Here is an 18744-nt window from a genome sequence, read left to right as displayed (position 1 = left end):
CTGATACACCGCAATCGGGAGCAAGCCCCCTCCCACAGGATCAGGTACAGTCTGCTCAACTATCGCCAGCTGTGACCAACCATGCCCTTCCTCGCCCGCACCCACCCTCGCCTCTCGTCCGCCGCCGTACTGGGCCTTGCCGTGGGCATTCTGGTACCGGCTGACACCCTTGCCAGCAAAATCCTGATCGGCTGGAACGCCGGGGTCTGGACCTACCTGATACTGATGCTGTGGTTGACCATTCGCGCCAAGGCCGAAGACGTCAAGCGCATCGCCGAAATCGAAGACGAGAACGCCGGCCTGGTGCTGTTCATGGTGTGCATTGCCGCCATCGCCAGCCTGGCGACCATCACCTTCGAACTGGTGGGCAGCAAGGACCTGGCTGCTTCCGAGCGCCTGCTGCACTACGGTTTTACCGGGCTGACGGTGATCGGCTCGTGGCTATTGATCGGGGTGATTTTCAGCGTGCACTACGCCAGGCTCTATTACACTTGGCCAGGCAAGGAGCCCGCCCTACGTTTTGCCGAAGGCTTGCTCACGCCCAACTATTGGGACTTCCTGTACTTTTCCTTCACCATCGGCGTAGCGGTACAAACTTCGGATGTGGGCGTCGCCACCCGTGGCCTGCGCAAGGTGGTGCTGGGGCAGTCGTTGATCGGTTTTTTGTTCAACACTGCTATTCTGGGCTTTTCGATCAACATCGCCGCCGGGTTGTTTGGCTAGACTGCACAAACCTTCTAGACGCCCACCCCGGTGTTGCCGCTAATAGCCCTTCACTTTCCGCCTCGGTGTTGTATGCCTGCGCACAATTGGATCGACTTGTCCCAGGACGCCGACACCGGTATCGAGACCCTGCGCGCGCATTTCGAAGGCCATGCGTATGACCCCCATTGGCACGACAGCTACCTGGTGGGCGTCACCGAACAAGGCGTGCAGCAATTCAACTGCCGGCGCATGCGCCATGACAGCGTGCCGGGGCAGGTATTCCTGCTGGAGCCTGGGGAACTCCACGACGGCAATGCCCCAACGGTCGACGGCTTCACTTACCGCATGCTCTACCTTGACCCGCAGTGGCTGGAACGGGAAATCGCCAGTGTCTTCGAGGAAGCACCCGCCCATCATCAGTTGAGTTTCGCCCGCACCTTGGCCAGCGATCCACGCCTGGCCCTGGCCACCAGTCAGGCGTTTGAGAGTTTGCACCACGGCGAACTGCGGATCGTGCGGCAGAGCGCGCTGGACTACTTGCTGGAACGCCTCACCGGCCAGCTCTATTGGCGCATGCGCTACCGCGATGACCCACGTTTGCCGCAGGTGGCGCACAAGGCCCGGGAATACCTGCACGCCCATCTGCATCAGGACGTCGGCATGGATGAACTCGGGCTGGCCTGCGGCGTCGACCGCTTTCGCCTGAGCCGCGCGTTCAAGAGCGCCTTCGGCCTGCCGCCCCACGCGTATCTGGTGCAACTGCGCCTGGCCCGTGCCCGGTATCTATTGGCCAAGGGCGATCAACCGGCAGACGTGGCGATGGCCCTGGGTTTCGCCGATCAAAGTCATTTGGGCCGCTGGTTCATGCGGGCTTATGGGCTGACACCGGCCGCGTACCGCAAACGCTGCACAAATCTTCCAGACCGGTAACGCCCGGGCTTGTGAAGATGGGCGCTCTAAATGAGCTCGCCGGAGTCCCCCGTCATGCTGTCCACGTTCGTGCCTTTCATGCTGTTCGCCTTTGTCGCCTCCATCACCCCCGGCCCGACCAATATCCTGGTGCTGAGCAACAGCGCCCGTTACGGCTTCAAGGCTGCATTGCCCATTATTCTGGGGGCTGGTGTGGGGGCGTCGGGGATTGTGCTGCTGGTGGGTTCCGGTGTGGGCCAGTCGCTGGCGCAGATGCCCAGAGTGCAAACGGCGATGCAGTGGGTCGGCATGGCCTGGCTAAGTTACCTGGCCTGGCAGATCTTCAGCGCACCGCCACATGTCATAGGGGAGCAATCTGCGCACAGGCGACTCGGCCTGTTCGGCTCAGCGTGCTTGCAGCTGATAAACCCCAAGACCTGGATGATGGCACTCGCTGTGGTCAGCGTATTTGCCGGCAACGGTGCAGAGCAGCAAAAACGGGTAATGTCTTTGTCGCTGATATTTTTTTTGATATCGCTGCCTTGCCTCAGCGCCTGGGCAGTCTTGGGGGCAGGCTCTAATCGATGGCTGGCGTCCCCCCATGCGCAGCGACGTTTCAATCAATGCATGGCGTTGTTGCTCATGAGTTCAACCTGGATAAGTACGATCATGTGAGATTCTTCGGTAGGGGATCTAAACAGAGTTAAATTTCCAGACTGTCATTCTTAACAGTAGACACGCCCGTCAATAAGCATCTAATACATCGTACGCCCAAGCAAGCCGGGCGCCAGAGAGCCACACGCAGCAGGATTTGTATACTGTTAGTTTTGACAGTTTACGGCGTCGATGCACTGCTGTTACATGAACAAGGCAGAGCCCCACCGACCTCTGTTACTCGCACAATCATCAGCGATGGAGAAGCGATCATGACCGTACTAGCGCAACCGTTAACCTTGGCGCAACAAAAGGCATTACGTCCCAAACGAATTACTGCGACTGGCCTCTTCGAGGCGAAGGTCGATTTATCCCCCATCGAATTTCAAACCACCACCGTGGTGCACGACTTCGAACAAGCTGTCTATAGAATCAATGGCCGACACGCCGATAACTCAGTGACCATAAAAGAAATATTCATTCAGATACCCGATAACGTTCGGGTAGGCCAGGAGATCGACCTCGCAAAACAAGAGTTCACGAATGTTAAGGTCTGGTATTCAGTAAAGTTGCCCCAGGATCATTATACAGTGAGCGCCATTGAGGGTACTTTGATCATTCGGGGACTCGCGGCCGGCGTCATTAAAATCAGAGGTACGCTGCATGCTACAACCGATCATGATGTTAACGGGCATGCGCACGTCTTGGACGTCGACTTCGACCTGACCAGTTGATGTTATTCGCAAAAAAAAGCGCCCGCATCTTTCGATACGGGCGTTGTTGTGTGTTACGTCTTTACCAGGTGTAACGCACCCCTACGTTAGCGCCCCAAGGCTGTTCAACCCGGCCGCCGCTGCTGTGCTCAAGGTCGGCATGCAGCTGCAGGTTCTGCGAGAGCTTCACCGCCATACCCGCCCCGAATTCGGCGCGAGAGCCGGAAAGGTCGTTGTTGAACACATTGTTGTTCACCGAGACCTTATTGTTGTTGGCAAACTCATGCACCATCGCTGCGCGCAGATAAGGCTGCACAACACTGCCGGAGTCGAGCTGTATATCCCGCCCGACGGTCGCGCCGGCCTTGGCCATGATCGAGCGTGTACGCTCACCCTTGGCCTCCAGGCCGTTATCCAGGCTGTAATTGGCACCCTGGATCACCACCGTAGACATTTGCGCGTAAGGCTCGATAAAGAACCCGTCGTCCAACTTGATGTTACGACCGAACTCAGCCGACAGGCCGCCACCGGTATTGTTGTACTTGCCCTTGGATGAGGTGCCGTCACTCAGGCCCACCTTGGACTCATTCTGGAAGCGGTTAACCTTGGCCACCGCATCGAAATACAGACCGCTCTCCTCGTCCAGCCAGGTCGCATACGCACCCAGGTAGTAACTCTTCACGTTCCCCGAGGTACCGCGCTTGAGGTTCAGGTCAGAGGTGCTGTGACCGGCCATTACGCCCACCAGCCACTGGCTGTCGGCCAAGGGTGTGTCTGCACCGAGCGTAAAGCCCCGCTGGTTCTGGCTGTAGCCAATCCCGGTGCTGTCGGACACTTCGTACTTGTTGCCATAACCGCGTATCCACACGCCCGCCTGTCCAGGCTCGAAACGCAGCTCGCCCATACGCGAACGCAGGGATGTCGCCTCGCCGTACCACACGGTCGGTGCGGTGTTGAACAGCGCCAATACCGAGCGGGTACCTGGGCTGATCACACGGTTGTTCGGGTCGAGGAACCAGTCGGTGCCTTCCTTTTTCAGGCCATAGGAATAAGCGCCGACATCAACTACATCGCCCACCAGGGAAAACTGTGCATCACCGCCGCCGGTGTGAACGACGCGGATATCTTGCGGGTTGGTCGGTTCCGCACCGCTGGCTGCGAGCAACAGCTTGTGGTCGCCTTTGGCCTCGCCCTCGACGTTCAAGAAGTCCGTAATGCCACGGGCGAAATCGGTCCCCATGACGAAGGTGCCATTACCCTCAAGGCTGTCTACGTCCAACTGGTAGAACGCATCGGTATCACCGAACTTCACCGTACCGCCGGCGAGGCTCAAGGCGCCCACTTGGCTGTCGCCTGTCAACGCCCAATAAGACTGATCACCGACAGCTAGACTGGTGACATTCTGCAGTTGGCCCGTCAGCCCGGCACGGTTTTGCAAGCTCAAATGCGCCGTGCTGCCGTCCTCGACGATAACGTTGCCACGTAGGTCGCTGTTATCGACATTCATGCTCGCCACGGCGCCGCCGTTGACCTCCAGCAATGAGCCGTTACCGCCGATCAAGGTCGAGCCGTTGCGTATATCGATCTCAACGGCCATGGCCTCGCCGGGAAAACCATTGACGGCAATGGCGGCACCGCTGCGGCCTTCGACGCTGGAGTTATCCAATACCAACTTGCCCGTATTCGCGCTGTTGAGGTCATTGGTGAACACCACGCCGTTCTTGCCACCGATAATCCTGCTTTTTTGGCTGGCAGTTGCCGTTGCACCATCGAGCGACACGCCAAAACTATCGACGCCGGTACCTTCGACCAACGTGTGGTCGTTAAAGTGCAGCTCGCTGTTGCCAGTCGCCACTGCGCCACCGATGTGACCACGGATGGTGCTATTGAATACTTCGGCTACCCCGCCCTTGTCAGAGTCGTGACTCTGGAACGCTTGCAGACCCATGGTGGTATGGCTGGTGATGTTGCTGCCGTTAATAAGCGCATCGCTGTCATCCAGACGCACCGCACCAAACACTGCGTGGCTTGAATCAACGGTGGCGCCGTCCAGGCTCACTAAAGAGCCTTGGGTGGCTCGGATGTCATTGATGCGGCTGCCCGCATTGACAATCAGTGCCGAATCGTTGACCAGGATATGTTGGGCACGAGCACCATTGACGGTCAGTTCAGATCTGAAATCCAGCTGCCAGTCATTATTGAGTTCGTTGCTTCCAATGGTTTTTGACTCACCAATCAGGTGGTCTGCCTGAGCGGTGGAATGCACAGCCGCAAACATCAAAAAAGTAATAGTTGGAACCTTCATCATCTTGCTCAAAGGTTTGAGCTCGAATTCAGTTAACAGTCGCATGTGAGTTCATCCTCTGGGTGGAGCCTTCGAAACGGTTTGGCTCGTTCCCTGGGAATGAAGCCTTACCGGTGCGGCGCAGAGGTTACGCAGCGAACATACCCATGGCTGTAGGATTTATCTTAGATGGATGTAGCGATTGATATTTTAGAGTGTTGGAAAAACATACTTAACAAAGAAGCTGAAGGTCTTTCCGACAAGGAGCAATACATAACTGTCAGACACACAAAAGGGAAGCCGTGCTTCCCTTTTGTATTTAACGTTTTTCATTGAGTTCAAGGTCTTACGATAGTTCCCCCATCACAGTATGTCTCAGGGTTGGAAAATACCGTGTACACCTCAGCCAATTCACTGTTACCGGTAGCCCCAGTGTTGACGATCGTTGAGTAGGTCACCTCGCAAGGGCCAAGCACGGACTGGGTCAGGAATGGACGATAAGGAATTTCAACGACAAATCCATTGTCCTTATCCCCTTGGCTCAACGATGGGTGGGTAAAGGTCTGCGTGAATGGACCCGGTGGAAAGCCAAAGGCTTCACTGAAGATCGTAACGGTTACCGTCACGCTATTACCTACCTCCAACCTCGGATCGCCTGGAATGAAGAGCTCGGCGTAAAGCGTCGGTGGTGCTCCGGGCGCGCGGGTTCGCAGCGATTGGCAACTCCACTCGTCGTTGGCGTCAAGGTGTAAGAACTCAGCAGGCGGCAGTACGACCCTCACTGCATCGATCACGTCGACCATGGTAACGCCCGACGGGTTTTCATTCGTGGTGCCGGGGCCAATGACCACATAGCTGACGGGCTGCAGCTCATTGCCGTGGCGGGCAACGACCTCCCAAGGAATGGTGAACGTCGCGTCAGCTCCGGGCACTGTCGTGCTGAGGGGGAAAGGCCCTACTCGCTCTTTCGTAGCCCCCCACAACAGGACAAACTCGTTATTCGCATGGGGCAGCGCTGCAATGGTCCAGAGCGGGATCACAATGGTGACGGGTTGATTCGCATCGCCAATGCGCAGGGTGTTCAGCTCCGGAGTGGGCCCCCCGCCGAACACCTGCGCCAGGTTCAGCGCTGGGTTTACATCGCCGGGTTCAAGAGTGCCTGGAAGAACAGGCCCCTCCACCGACAGGTCAAGCAGCACCGTTTTATCAGGAGAAGGGAAAAACACGCCATTTCGTTCGATACGGTAGCGCAGGGTCACCGTCTGCGGCCCCAGCGTTGCGGTATATGCGTCTTTAATCGCGTCATTCATGTTGCTGAAGACCACCGGAAAATCAACCAGCTCAGCGGTTTGCGGCCCAAAGGGCTGTGCTTCCCATTGCATCTCGAACTTGTCCAGGCCAGTGGCGTGGTCAGGATAATCTTCAACGTGGGCTTCAATCCCCTGACGATAATCCTGAATATCGAGAAGATCATCCGTGCTGCCGGCACGTGGTGCCGGCGCCAAGGGCAGGAACGGCTCCAAAGGCTGCGGATCGTCCAACAACGAGACTGTTCGAAAATCATTGAACGAGGGACGGCTGACGTTACCTGCCCGGTCAGTGATGGTGTAGAAAATATAATATAGCCCGCTCAGGATAATCAGGTTCCTGGCCAGGAAAAAAGTGCTTACATCAGGGGATGGCAACATAGGCACACCTGAGCCACTCACCAGATACTCGGGGCGCGGGTCCATCACCGGGCTGAAGTACACGTTAATCATATCCCCCGCTTCGAATCGCCCAGTCTGTGGACCAAAGTCATTCGGGGGGATCTGAATCTCCACGCCGCCTTGATCGATCAGGAAGGCATCGTTAATGACCGTGCCCGGCGGCACATTTGCGAAGACTGGAACAAGCGGCTGCTCGCGTGAAGTCGCTACGGCATAGGGTGCAATGGTATCAACCCGAAAAGCACCCGGGTTGGAGGAGTCAAGGGAGGGGCCTGGTATGCCGGCCTGATTACGGTATTGAGTATTCCTGAGCTCGTAGTAGCCATGTGGAAATTCAGGTACCGGCGCGGGAATAAACCTGCTGATTATCGGAGGAACGGGCGTCTGGTTGATTTGATAAGGCGCCACCAAGGTGGTCCAGGTAGGCGGGCTCACAGTGATATCCCGGATTTCAACGCCCATCCAGTCCGTGCCCCTTGATGCTGTCCCGGTCCGTAACTGGACGTTAATGCCAACAGGGGCAACCATCGCCGGGATAAGGCCAGTCGCATCATCCAACGCCTCGTCAATCGTGGGTGCATTGAGAACCAAAGGCGCTGGCGTCGTAGTCGAACCACGTTTTCTACTCATTTCAGTCTCTCCTTGCTGCTTTAGAATAGGCACCGCGCGCACTGGCGGGCCGCAAACGCTCGTTCAGTCACTTGAGTTACGGCCAGGAGACTGAAACCGGGACACACTCTCTTCAGCCGAATGATTCTTCGACCAACTACATTCAGTTCAAAATGTTCTACTAAACCCGCACCCTGGCTCAGGGCTCGGGACCATTGCCGCCTTCCCAGCAGTAAACCGGGTTGGGCGGTAGTGGCGATGTAGGCACCACGCGGTCGAACTGCACATACCTGGAAGCTGAACGACCAATGGGCGTTCGATTCCTGGTCACAAGGTAATGAGCCTCTCCACCGGCATTCATTTTCAATGGCCGGATCACACGCTCGACATCACGAATCCAGAAGTTGTAGCCGGATGCATCCGCCACTGCATCCCAGTAATGCTCAAGGGTTTCCACAACATTTGGATCTGGGTCGACGTCCGGATACTGGCCATACCCCTGAAACCTCAGCGTGATCAAATCCCCGTGCTGGATGTTCGGGTCTGCCGGGATTGCCACCTCGACTCCGTACCAGATTGGCGGTTGGGTGCTGCAGGTCAAATACCGGTTTGGGTGAAGCAAAGCCTGAGGAAATTCAGGCCGAGTGAACTGGATGGGTGGAAGATCGGTTGCCAACCCGACCCGCGCCAACAATGAAAAGGTCGGGTTCACATTACCGGCGCGATCCTCCAAACGATAAAAACAGAAAAGCCATAGCGCGCCAGGGTAGGCGCGGAACACGTCATTGGGCACGTCCACAAAAATGCGGCCGCTATCACTGGTCAGCGGTGGCGAAACCCAAGTGGGTAGGCCGGTTGGCAGCATATTCATATCCGAAAAGTACATCAGCACCTTGTCCCCGACTTCACGTCCGAGATAGCCCTCGGGGATCTCCATGCGCACCATGGGATTTGCATCCAGATAGGGCTGGGTGATCGGATCGATCGGGAAAATGGCAGGCGCCAGTAACGAGCCGACGCCTGGAGCGTCGCGGTCGATTCTAATCGTCACGGGCGACGAGGTATCGACACTCGGGCTATCTGGCCGGGTGTTATGAATCCGGTAGCGCAGGTCAACGATGGCACTGCTCAGCAGGAACGCCTGAGGAATCGTCATGGGCAGAGGGAAGTCGGCATCCGTCAGTGGGCCACGCAGCTCAAAGTGCGGGGTATCAACGGACCTGGCACCTCGGACATGCCATTCGAAAATCACGTACTGAAACCTTCCGGGGCCGGGCAAAACCGCCCAAGGTGTCTCAAGCAAGATGCGTAGATCAGTGAAATTGAATCGAGCGGGTAATAATCCATCTGGTAATACGTCGACGACTGTTGGCGCCTCAAGCACAAGGATGCCTCCTGAGCCCGTAGGCCCATTGGCACTCTGGCCAGTAGTGGAAGTAGTCATTTAAACCTCCCGTCATTCAAGCATTTTCTAAACCGCCCCCTGCTCTCAGCGTGCCAATACCAGAGGTTCTGTTGGCGCCATTGAACACCTCCTCTGGCCCAGCCGATACTGTCAAAACTCACAGGTAGGACCACCGCTCGTCGGATCTCCCCGCTGACCAGTGGCTTCACACGACCAAGATTCTCTTGACGAAGACGATGGGCTAGTGTTTTCTGAAACCGGTTTCATCCCGTTACTCATTCCAATAAGAAAGGCTTTGCCGTGACTCCATTTTCCGCCGCCCAGCGCAGCCGCGTGACCATGCTCGACGTCGCCGAGCGAGCGTGCGTGTCCAAGGCCAGCGTGTCGCGCTTTATCGGCGATGACCGCGCCCTGCTCTCCGATGCCATCGCCCTGCGTATCGAACACGCCATCGCAGAACTCGGCTACCGCCCCAACCAGATGGCCCGTGGCCTCAAGCGTGGGCGCACGCGCCTGATCGGCATGCTGGTGGCTGATATCCGCAACCCCTACTCCATCGCGGTGATGCACGGCGTCGAAACCGCCTGCCGCCAGCACGGCTACAGCCTGGTGGTGTGCAACACCGACCGCGATGACGAGCAGGAGCGCCAGCACTTGGCGGCGCTGCGCTCGTACAACATCGAAGGGCTGATCGTGAACACCCTGGGCCATCACCTCGACCAATTGCTGGAACTGCAACGGGAAATGCCCCTGGTGTTAGTGGACCGCAAGGTCGAGCCGTTGCACAGTGACTTGGTGGGCCTGGACAACCCGGCGGCGGTGCGTATTGCGGTAGAGCATCTTGAGCAACAGGGTTATCGCGACGTGCTGCTGGTGAGCGAGGCCACCGATGGCACCAGTTCACGTTTGGAGCGTTTGGAGAGTTTCAACACCGAGATTGCCAAACGCCCGGCTTTGACAGGTGCCGTGGTTGAACTGGATGGCGAACTGGAAAAGCGTCTGCAAGCCTTTCTCGCCAAATCCGGCCCCAAGGCACTGTTCTGCGCCAACGGCGTGGCAGCACTGGCCTGCACCCGTGTACTCAAGGCCCTGGGCTGCGACCTGTTCGGCGAGGTGGGCTTGATCGCCCTGGATGACCTGGACTGGTACCCGCTGGTGGGTAATGGGATTACCGCCCTCGCCCAACCGACGCAAGCGATTGGCGCCAGCGCTTTTGACTGTTTGCTCAAGCGCCTGCGCGGCGATACCGCCCCCACGCGCACCCTGGATTTTTTACCGGAGCTGATTATCCGCGGCTCTACCCAATCCCCTGTGGGAGCGGGCTTGCCCGCGAAAGCGATAGGTCAGCCACTTCCAAGCTGACTGACACACCGCTTTCGCGGGCAAGCCCGCTCCCACATTTTTTGTTCTGCGCATGAAAATGAAACCGGTTTCAGAGGTAAACAACAATGCATAAATACCCCGTCTCCATCAGCCTTTCCAGCTACGGCGCCGACCTGGTTCGCCAGCAGGGTCAATTGAGTTTTGTCGCGCTGCTCAGCGCCGCCGGTGCCCAGCGCATTGAATGGCGTGAAGAACTGCTCACCACCGAGCAACCGGCCGAGCTGGCCCTGGCCGCTGCAGAACAAGGCCTGGAATCAGTATTTTCTTCGCCCTTGGAGCTGTGGGTCGCCGGCCGTGCCCAGCCCAATGCCGAGCTGGCCGCCACCCTGGACCGTGCCCAGGCCTTTGGCTCGGGATGGCTGAAGGTCTCGCTCGGTTACTTCACCGATACCAACGATCTGGAAAGCCTGCACGCCCTGCTCAATCGCCACCCGGTCAAGCTGCTGGTGGAAAACGACCAGACCCTGCACGGTGGACGCATTGAACCGATGCAACGGTTTTTCACCGAAGTCGAACGCTTGGGCCTTCCGGTGAAAATGACCTTCGATATCGGTAACTGGCAGTGGCAAGACCAGTCCGCGCTGACCGCTGCACGCCTGCTGGGCCGGCATGTGGATTACCTGCACTGCAAGGCCGTGGCCCGTCGCGCCGACGGCAAGCTCGTGGCCTTGCCGCCGGGCGCCACCGACCTGCATCTGTGGGAACAACTGCTCAAACACATGACTCAAGGTATTACGCGGGCGGTGGAATTTCCGTTGCAGGGCGATGACCTGGTCGAGGTCACTGCGCAACAGGTCGCCACCCTCGCCTGCCTTGGCCAACCCCGCGTGGAGAATGCGCATGTCTGAGATCGATATCCTGTCGTTTGGTGAAACCATGGCGATGTTTGTCGCCGAGCAGACCGGCGATCTGGGCCAGGTCGCGCAGTTTCACAAACGCATTGCCGGCGCCGACAGCAATGTCGCGATTGGCTTGTCGCGCCTGGGGTTCAACGTGGCATGGCTGAGCCGAGTAGGTGAGGACTCCCTCGGGCGCTTTGTGGTCGACACGCTTGGCAAGGAAGGCATTGATTGCCGCCATGTGGCCGTCGACCCGTTGCATCCCACCGGGTTTCAGCTCAAGTCGCGCGAAGAGGCCGGCGCTGATCCCCAGGTCGAGTACTTTCGCAAAGGCTCGGCGGCCAGCCATTTGTCCATCGCCGATATCAGCCCTGCGTTGTTGCAAGCCCGCCATCTGCACGCTACCGGGATTCCACCGGCATTGTCCGATGCCACCCGTGAACTCTCCTTCGAACTGATGACGCAGATGCGTAACGCCGGGCGCAGCGTGTCATTCGACCCGAACCTGCGTCCCTCGCTCTGGGCCAGCCAGGCGCAGATGATCCGCGAAATCAACGCCTTGGCCGCTCTTGCCGACTGGATTTTGCCGGGCCTGGGTGAAGGCCGCCTGCTCACCGGTTTCGAGGATCCTGCGGATATCGCTGCGTTCTACCTCGACCAGGGCGCCGAAGCCGTGGCGATCAAACTCGGCCCCGAAGGCGCCTATTACCGCACCCACATGGACCAGGGCTTTATCGCCGCAGTCAAGGTGGAAAAAGTCGTGGACACCGTCGGCGCCGGCGATGGTTTTGCCGTGGGCATGATCAGTGCCCTGCTGGAAAACTCAAGCTTCCCCGAGGCCGTCCAGCGCGCTAACTGGATCGGCAGCCGCGCCGTGCAGAGCCGTGGCGATATGGAGGGTTTGCCGACCCGCGCCGAATTACCCACTCGATCCGTTGCGTAACCCATTACCTGTTGCCACAACTACAACAAGCTCAGGAGCAACCCCATGGAAACCGTGAAACTCGCCACCCGTCGTTGGTGGTACATCATGCCTATCGTGTTTATCACCTACAGCCTGGCCTACCTGGACCGAGCCAACTACGGCTTTGCCGCCGCCTCCGGGATGGCCGAAGACCTGATGATCACGCCCGGCATGTCTTCGCTGCTCGGTGCGCTGTTTTTCCTCGGCTACTTTTTCTTCCAGGTACCGGGAGCAATCTATGCGCAAAAGCGCAGCGTCAAAAAACTGATCTTCGTCAGCCTGATCCTCTGGGGCGGCCTGGCGACTCTGACCGGCGTGGTGTCCAACGCCTATATGCTGATCGCCATCCGCTTCATGCTCGGGGTGGTCGAAGCCGCGGTGATGCCAGCCATGCTGGTGTACCTGTGCCATTGGTTCACCCGTGCCGAACGCTCGCGGGCCAATACCTTCCTGATCCTCGGCAACCCGGTGACCATGCTGTGGATGTCGGTGGTCTCGGGCTACCTGGTGCAGCACTTCAGCTGGCGCTGGATGTTTATCATCGAGGGCCTGCCGGCCGTACTGTGGGCGTTCATCTGGTGGAAGCTGGCGGATGAAAAACCCGCCGACGCCAAGTGGCTGAGTGAACAGCACAAAAAAGACCTGGAAACCGCCCTCGCCGCCGAACAGGTGGGTATCAAGGCGGTGAAGAATTACGCCGAGGCGTTCCGTTCGCCCAAGGTGATCATCCTCGCCCTGCAATTCTTCTGCTGGAGCATCGGCGTGTATGGCTTTGTGCTGTGGCTGCCGTCGATCCTCAAGGCCGGCTTGCAGATGGACATGGTCGAAGCCGGCTGGCTCTCGGCGCTGCCGTACCTGGCGGCGGTGATCGGGATGCTGGTGGTGTCCTGGGGCTCGGACAAACTGCAAAAGCGTAAGCGCTTTGTGTGGCCACCATTGCTGATTGCGTCCATCGCCTTCTACGCGTCCTACGTGTTGGGTGCCGAACATTTCTGGTGGTCCTACACCCTGCTGGTGATCGCCGGTGCATGCATGTATGCACCCTACGGCCCGTTCTTTGCCATTGTCCCGGAAATCCTCCCAGCCAACGTCGCCGGTGGCGCCATGGCGCTGATCAACAGCATGGGCGCGCTGGGCTCGTTCGGTGGCTCGTACCTGGTGGGTTACCTCAACAGCAGCACCGGCTCGCCTGGCGCTTCGTACCTGTTGATGAGCGGCGCGTTGCTGCTGTCGGTGGTGCTGACGATTTTCCTCAAGCCCGGCGCGAGTGACCGCTCGCCGGTGCCAACCCTGGAGTTGAAGGTAAAAACCTCATGAAAAAGTCCGTTGTGTTGTACAAGAAACTGTCCGCGCCGCTGATGGCCCGCCTGCATGAGCAGGCCGAGGTCACGCTGATCGATGCACTGGATGAGGCCGGCCTGGCCAAACTGCGCGATGCGCTGCCCAGCGCCCATGGTCTGTTGGGTGCAAGCCTGCGCCTGGATGCCCGGTTGCTCGACCTGGCATCCAAGCTGGAAGCCGTGGCCAGCGTCTCGGTCGGGGTCGACAACTACGACATCGACTACCTGACCCAACGCGGCATTCTGCTCAGCAACACCCCGGATGTGCTCACCGAAACCACCGCCGACACCGGCTTTGCGCTGATCCTGGCGACCGCCCGGCGTGTGGTCGAGTTGGCCGACATGGTGCGTGCCGGCCAGTGGAACAAGAACATCGGCCCGGCGCATTTTGGCAGCGATGTGCATGGCAAGACGTTGGGTATCATCGGCATGGGCCGCATCGGCGAAGCCTTGGCCCAGCGTGGGCATTTTGGCTTCGGCATGCCGGTGATCTACCACAGCCATTCGCCAAAGCCTGCGGTGGAGGCGCGCTTTGGCGCGCAGTACCGAAGCCTCCAGGACTTGCTCAAAGAGGCGGATTTTGTCTGCCTGACCCTGCCGTTGACCGCCGAAACCGAGAAGCTGATCGGCGCCGAAGAGTTCGCACTGATGGGGCCGGAGACGATCTTTATCAATATCTCCCGCGGCAAGGTGGTGGACGAGGCTGCGCTGGTCGAAGCGTTGCAGCAACGCACCATCCGGGCGGCTGGGTTGGATGTGTTCGAGAAGGAACCGCTCAGCCACGACTCGCCGTTGCTGCGCTTGAACAACGTGGTAGCGACGCCGCATATCGGCTCGGCGACTCATGAGACGCGCGAGGCGATGGCCAAGTGTGCGGTGGATAATCTGCTGCAGGCGTTATCAGGCGAGCGGCCACAGAATCTGGTCAATCCACATGTGTGGAAGCGTTCTTAACACGCCAAAACTGCGGTGCCTAGCTGTGAACCTTGACAGTATCCCTGTGCTCAGAAAAGCGCTGGAATGACTTTGCGCCCCAACTGAGGCAGGGGCACTAACTCAAGGAGAGTAATGTCATGACGCCTGAAAACAGCACAGGTCCGGTTCCCGTCAAACCTGAGTTACCGGCGGAGGTCGCCAATGGCGTTACCCCCGCCTACCTGCAAGCCAACGGCGACACACTACTGGTGACAGTTCCCGTTTATCCCACGCAAGTCGTAGGAAGCAAGATAGGAATGCGGATCGGGGGGCCTGACGAAGAACCCATCGTTCCTTACGTTATTACCAGCACAACCACCGCAGCAATTGTCCCGATCACTGGCGATGTGCTACGTACCTTTCCAGACGGTGTTCACCTGATCTATTACACCATCACCAACACCTCCGGCCAAGTAAGCCCTAACTCCAAAGGCGCATTCCTGCGCCTGGCCTTGAAGACAACCACATGAGAACACGCTGAGCGGTTAGATAACGAACCTGGCCACCATCCCATTCAAATCCACCGCCAACCTCGACAGCTCATGGCTGGCCGCGCTGGTCTGGTTGGCGCCCGCCGCTGACTGGGTAGCCAGGTCGCGGATGTTGACGAGGTTGCGGTCTACTTCGCGGGAGACCTGGGCCTGTTCTTCCGAGGCGCTGGCAATCACCAGGTTGCGTTCGTTGATCAGGCTGATGGACTGGGTGATCTGCTCCAGGGCCACGCCGGCAGCACGGGCCATTTCCAGGGTGGCCTGGCTGCGTTGGTTGCTTTGCTGCATGGACTGCACCGCTTCACCGGTGCCATTTTGGATGCCAGCGACCATCTTCTCGATTTCCTGGGTCGATTGCGCGGTGCGATGGGCCAGGGCCCGCACTTCGTCGGCAACCACCGCAAAGCCGCGCCCGGCTTCGCCGGCACGGGCGGCTTCAATCGCGGCGTTAAGCGCCAACAGGTTGGTCTGCTCGGCAATCGCACGGATCACGTCGAGGACCTTGCCGATATCCCGTCCTTGAGTCGCCAGGCCTTCGATCATCACGGCGGTGTTTTGCACATCCTGGGTCATGGTCTGGATCGCGCCGACAGTATCCATCACCCGGTCGCGGCCTTCGCGCGCCACGTGGTTGGACTGCCCGGAGGCCTCGGAGGTGGAGACAGCATTACGCGCCACTTCCTCTACCGCTGCGGTCATCTCGTTGACCGCCGTGGCGGCTTGATCGATTTCATTGTTCTGTTGCTGCAGGCCACGAGAGGCTTCCTCGGTCACCGCACTCAGCTCTTCTGCCGCCGAAGCCAGCTGCGTGGCCGAGCCGGCGATATGCTGGATGGTCTGGCGCAGGTTGGCCTGCATGCTCGACAAGGCACTGAGCAAGCGCGCAGGTTCATCCTTGCCATCGTCCGCGAAGGTTTTGCTGAGGTTGCCGGCGGCGATGGTCTCGGCAACTTCCACGGCTTTGCGCAATGGCGTAACGATGCTGCGGGTCAGCAGCCAAGCCAACAGCACCGTGAGCAATGCGGCCACCACCGACACTGCCACCACACCGGTGATTGCGCCCTCATAACTTTGCCCAGCCGCCGCGTCGGCGGTTTTAGCATCGGCGGCATTGAGGGCGATCAGCTTGTTCAACTGCTCGCCCATCTGGTCGGTGCCGTCCTTGATGCGGCTGTTGATCAGCGCGCGCATTTCATCGACCTTGCCTTGCTTGGACAACACCAGCATGTCGGCCTGGGCCTTCAAGTAATTATCCAGCGTCACGCTGAAGGTCTTGTACATCACCGCCTCTTGCTCGCCCATCGATAGCTGGGCGTAATGGGCCTGGGCGGCCTTGACCTTATCGGTCAGCACGCCGATGCGGGTTTCGGCTTCCTGCAGGGCAGCCGGTTCGCGGTTGACCAACACCCGGAACGACAGGATGCGCATGCGCAGTACGTTTTCAGTGATGTTGCCCAGGGACGTCACGCTGGGCAGCTGGGTTGCGCTCATGTCCACGGAAGACTGCCGGATCTGCGTCATGCGGTTGACCGCAAACACCCCCAGGATGACCACTAACACTGCAATGAAGGCGAAACCGAGAAACGCTCGAGGCGCAATATTCAGGTGACGAAGGGACATAGGGCTGCTCTCAGAAGTAGTGTTTGCGAACGTCCCTGTCGCGAAACGATCTGTCAGCGTCAACGCGCCGGCCAGACCTTGGTCACCACTGTTGTCGTTGTAATGTGGGCCTATATTCACTATCGGCCGGGACAGTTTTTTTGCGCAGGGTCTTTATTAATATTTTTTTACACTTCTGACGACTGACGGTTTCTGGCATTCTTCGCCTCCATTTTCCGACCCGAGCCATCATTTTGTCTGACGCTCAAGCCCCTCGCCCGCGCTATAAATCCGACCTGATCTACGGCCTGGAAGACCGCCCGCACTTCACCGCCGCGATATTTGCCGCCCTGCAGCACGTCTTGGCCAGCTTCGTCGGCATCATCACCCCGACCCTGATTGTCGGCGGCGTGTTGGGCCTCGAAAGCGAAGTGCCCTACCTGGTGAGCATGGCGTTGTTCGTCTCGGGGCTCGGCACCTTTGTGCAGGCACGCACGTTCGGGCCAGTGGGTTCGGGCCTGTTGTGCCTGCAAGGCACCAGCTTTTCGTTTATCAGCGTGATTCTCAGTGCGGGCTTTATGGTTAAGGCCCGGGGCGGCGGCACCGATGAAATCCTGTCGACGATCTTTGGCATCTGCTTTTTCGCCGCGTTTATCGAAGTAGTGCTGAGCCAGTTCATCGGCAAACTGCGCAAGCTGATCACCACGGTTGTGACTGGCACCATCATTACCTTGATGGGCCTGTCACTGATCAAGGTGGCGGTCACCGACATGGCCGGCGGCTATGGCGCTGGCGACCTGGGCGCCGCCAGCAATATGGGCCTGGCGGCGCTGGTGCTGCTGACCATCGTGGTGCTCAACCGTTTCAACAACCCGTTCCTGCGCCTGGGTTCGATCGTGATCGGCCTGACGTTGGGCTTTGTGGTGGCGTGGTGGCTGGGCCGCGTCGACATGGCCGCCCTGCCCCAGGTGCCGTTGATCAGCGTGCCGGTGCCGTTCAAGTACGGCTTCTCGTTTGACTGGGTGGCATTTATCCCGGTGGCGGTGATCTTCCTGATTTCGCCTCTGGAAGCGGCTGGAGACCTGACAGCCAATTCGATGATCTCCCAGCAACCGGTCAAGGGCCCGCTGTATATCAAGCGCATCAAGTCCGGCCTGCTGGCCGACGGCCTCAACTCGGCGATGGCCGCCACCTTCAACAGCCTGCCGATGGTGACCTTCGCCCAGAACAACGGGGTGATCCAGCTGACCGGCGTGGCCAGCCGCTACGTGGCGTACTTTATCGCCGGGCTGCTGGTGCTGCTGGGGTTGTTCCCGATGATCGGCGCGGTGCTGCAACTGATGCCCAAACCAGTACTTGGCGGCGCGACCCTGATCATGTTCGGCACCGTAGCCGTGGCCGGGATCAAGATCCTCGCCGAAGCCGGCCTGCACCGGCGCAATGTGCTGATCGTGGCGATTTCCCTGGGGATGGGCCTGGGCGTCGCCGCAGTGCCGGAAGTGCTGCGCGATTTGCCCAAGGCGCTGCACAACATCTTCGAATCGCCGATCACTGTGGGCGCGTTCTGTGCAATCCTGCTGAACATTTTCCTGCCCGAAGAGTTCATAGAGCTGGAAGAAGATGAATTCGATCCGGAGTCCTCTACCCTCAAGGTCATGCAGGACCCGGACGTCACGAAACAGTAGGAGCACTTTTATATGCGCAAGCTCATGGTTCTTTCGTTGTTGTTGCTGAGCTTGAGCGCCTGCGCGCTGTTCCCCAATCGCGACCCGGTGAATATCAACGTGGTGGGCATCGAGCCCCTGCAAAGCCAGGATCTGGAAGTGCGCTTTGCCGTGAAGCTGCGGGTGCAGAACCCCAATGAAACGGCAATCGACTACAACGGCGTGGCGCTGGATCTGGAAGTCAATGGCCGGCCGTTGGCGTCCGGGGTAAGTGACCAGGCCGGCAGCATCCCACGTTTTTCCGAGACGGTGCTGATGGTCCCCGTGAGTGTTTCGGCGTTCTCGGTGTTGCGCCAGACCCTGGGCCTGAGCCAGACCCAAAGCCTGAATAACCTGCCCTATGTGCTGCGCGGCAAACTGGCGGGCGGATTGTTCGGCACCATGCGCTTTGTAGAGCGTGGCACTCTGGATTTGCCCAATACCGCCACCTGGTGATGCGCG

General features: G+C 58.8%; 16 protein-coding genes. 12 read left to right on the top strand and 4 right to left on the bottom strand.

Annotation, left to right across the window (positions count from 1 at the left end):
• Positions 1-81: 81 nt before the first annotated feature.
• The 4 genes from J1G33_RS23995 to J1G33_RS23980 all read left to right on the top strand — a co-directional run bounded on the left by J1G33_RS23995 (position 82) and on the right by J1G33_RS23980 (position 3002).
• On the top strand, positions 82-723 hold the full coding sequence (locus tag J1G33_RS23995) for a DUF1345 domain-containing protein (RefSeq protein WP_032875813.1): 642 nt from the start codon (positions 82-84) through the stop codon (positions 721-723).
• A 72-nt stretch (positions 724-795) separates the two neighbouring features.
• Positions 796-1635: an AraC family transcriptional regulator gene (locus J1G33_RS23990; RefSeq protein WP_032875816.1), complete on the top strand. Its 840-nt coding sequence runs from the start codon at positions 796-798 to the stop codon at positions 1633-1635.
• Between the two features lie 54 nt (positions 1636-1689).
• The gene (locus J1G33_RS23985) at positions 1690-2289 is read left to right on the top strand and encodes a LysE family translocator (RefSeq protein WP_148853729.1); all 600 of its coding nucleotides are present in this window, start codon (positions 1690-1692) and stop codon (positions 2287-2289) included.
• A gap of 251 nt (positions 2290-2540) precedes the next feature.
• Complete coding sequence (locus J1G33_RS23980; protein WP_032875821.1) at positions 2541-3002, top strand: hypothetical protein; 462 nt, start codon at positions 2541-2543, stop codon at positions 3000-3002.
• A gap of 61 nt (positions 3003-3063) precedes the next feature.
• Here the strand turns inward: J1G33_RS23980 and J1G33_RS23975 are convergent, their stop codons facing one another.
• From J1G33_RS23975 to J1G33_RS23965, 3 genes are all read right to left on the bottom strand, one after another.
• Positions 3064-5331, bottom strand: a complete 2268-nt coding sequence (locus J1G33_RS23975) for an autotransporter outer membrane beta-barrel domain-containing protein (RefSeq protein ID WP_032875824.1) — start codon at positions 5329-5331, stop codon at positions 3064-3066.
• A gap of 272 nt (positions 5332-5603) precedes the next feature.
• Positions 5604-7604, bottom strand: coding sequence for a hypothetical protein (locus tag J1G33_RS23970; RefSeq protein ID WP_223018908.1), 2001 nt, complete (start codon positions 7602-7604; stop codon positions 5604-5606).
• Positions 7605-7782: 178 nt separating this feature from the next.
• Positions 7783-9027 (bottom strand): hypothetical protein, encoded by a 1245-nt coding sequence (locus J1G33_RS23965; protein ID WP_223018907.1) that lies wholly within the window; start codon positions 9025-9027, stop codon positions 7783-7785.
• Positions 9028-9288: 261 nt separating this feature from the next.
• On the opposite strand from J1G33_RS23965, the gene J1G33_RS23960 reads away from it, so the two are divergent.
• The 6 genes from J1G33_RS23960 (at position 9289) to J1G33_RS23935 (ending at position 14959) form a co-directional block, all read left to right on the top strand.
• Positions 9289-10350, top strand: coding sequence for a LacI family DNA-binding transcriptional regulator (locus tag J1G33_RS23960; RefSeq protein WP_347709547.1), 1062 nt, complete (start codon positions 9289-9291; stop codon positions 10348-10350).
• An 86-nt stretch (positions 10351-10436) separates the two neighbouring features.
• Complete coding sequence (locus J1G33_RS23955) at positions 10437-11219, top strand: TIM barrel protein (protein ID WP_032875835.1); 783 nt, start codon at positions 10437-10439, stop codon at positions 11217-11219.
• Positions 11212-12153, top strand: coding sequence for a sugar kinase (locus J1G33_RS23950; RefSeq protein ID WP_148853724.1), 942 nt, complete (start codon positions 11212-11214; stop codon positions 12151-12153). The genes J1G33_RS23955 and J1G33_RS23950 overlap by 8 nt, the downstream gene beginning before the upstream one ends.
• A 45-nt stretch (positions 12154-12198) precedes the next feature.
• Positions 12199-13491, top strand: coding sequence for an MFS transporter (locus tag J1G33_RS23945; protein ID WP_032875841.1), 1293 nt, complete (start codon positions 12199-12201; stop codon positions 13489-13491).
• Complete coding sequence (locus J1G33_RS23940; RefSeq protein ID WP_223018906.1) at positions 13488-14468, top strand: NAD(P)-dependent oxidoreductase; 981 nt, start codon at positions 13488-13490, stop codon at positions 14466-14468. Before J1G33_RS23945 ends, J1G33_RS23940 begins: the two co-directional genes overlap by 4 nt.
• Positions 14469-14587: 119 nt before the next feature.
• Positions 14588-14959, top strand: coding sequence for a hypothetical protein (locus J1G33_RS23935; RefSeq protein ID WP_078821490.1), 372 nt, complete (start codon positions 14588-14590; stop codon positions 14957-14959).
• A gap of 15 nt (positions 14960-14974) precedes the next feature.
• Here J1G33_RS23935 and J1G33_RS23930 read toward each other — a convergent pair whose 3' ends face one another.
• Complete coding sequence (locus J1G33_RS23930; protein WP_103734313.1) at positions 14975-16600, bottom strand: methyl-accepting chemotaxis protein; 1626 nt, start codon at positions 16598-16600, stop codon at positions 14975-14977.
• Positions 16601-16833: 233 nt separating this feature from the next.
• Between J1G33_RS23930 and J1G33_RS23925 the strand changes: the two genes are divergently transcribed.
• Together J1G33_RS23925 and J1G33_RS23920 are read left to right on the top strand one after the other, a co-directional pair.
• Positions 16834-18264, top strand: a complete 1431-nt coding sequence (locus J1G33_RS23925; protein WP_223018905.1) for a nucleobase:cation symporter-2 family protein — start codon at positions 16834-16836, stop codon at positions 18262-18264.
• A 12-nt stretch (positions 18265-18276) separates the two neighbouring features.
• Entirely contained in the window at positions 18277-18738 is a 462-nt protein-coding gene (locus J1G33_RS23920) for an LEA type 2 family protein (protein ID WP_005788636.1), read from the top strand.
• Positions 18739-18744: the final 6 nt, after the last annotated feature.

This window comes from Pseudomonas sp. P867, from assembly GCF_019891455.1.
Taxonomy (GTDB): Bacteria; Pseudomonadota; Gammaproteobacteria; order Pseudomonadales; family Pseudomonadaceae; genus Aquipseudomonas; species Aquipseudomonas synxantha_A.
This window is presented reverse-complemented; position numbering and strand designations above follow the sequence as displayed.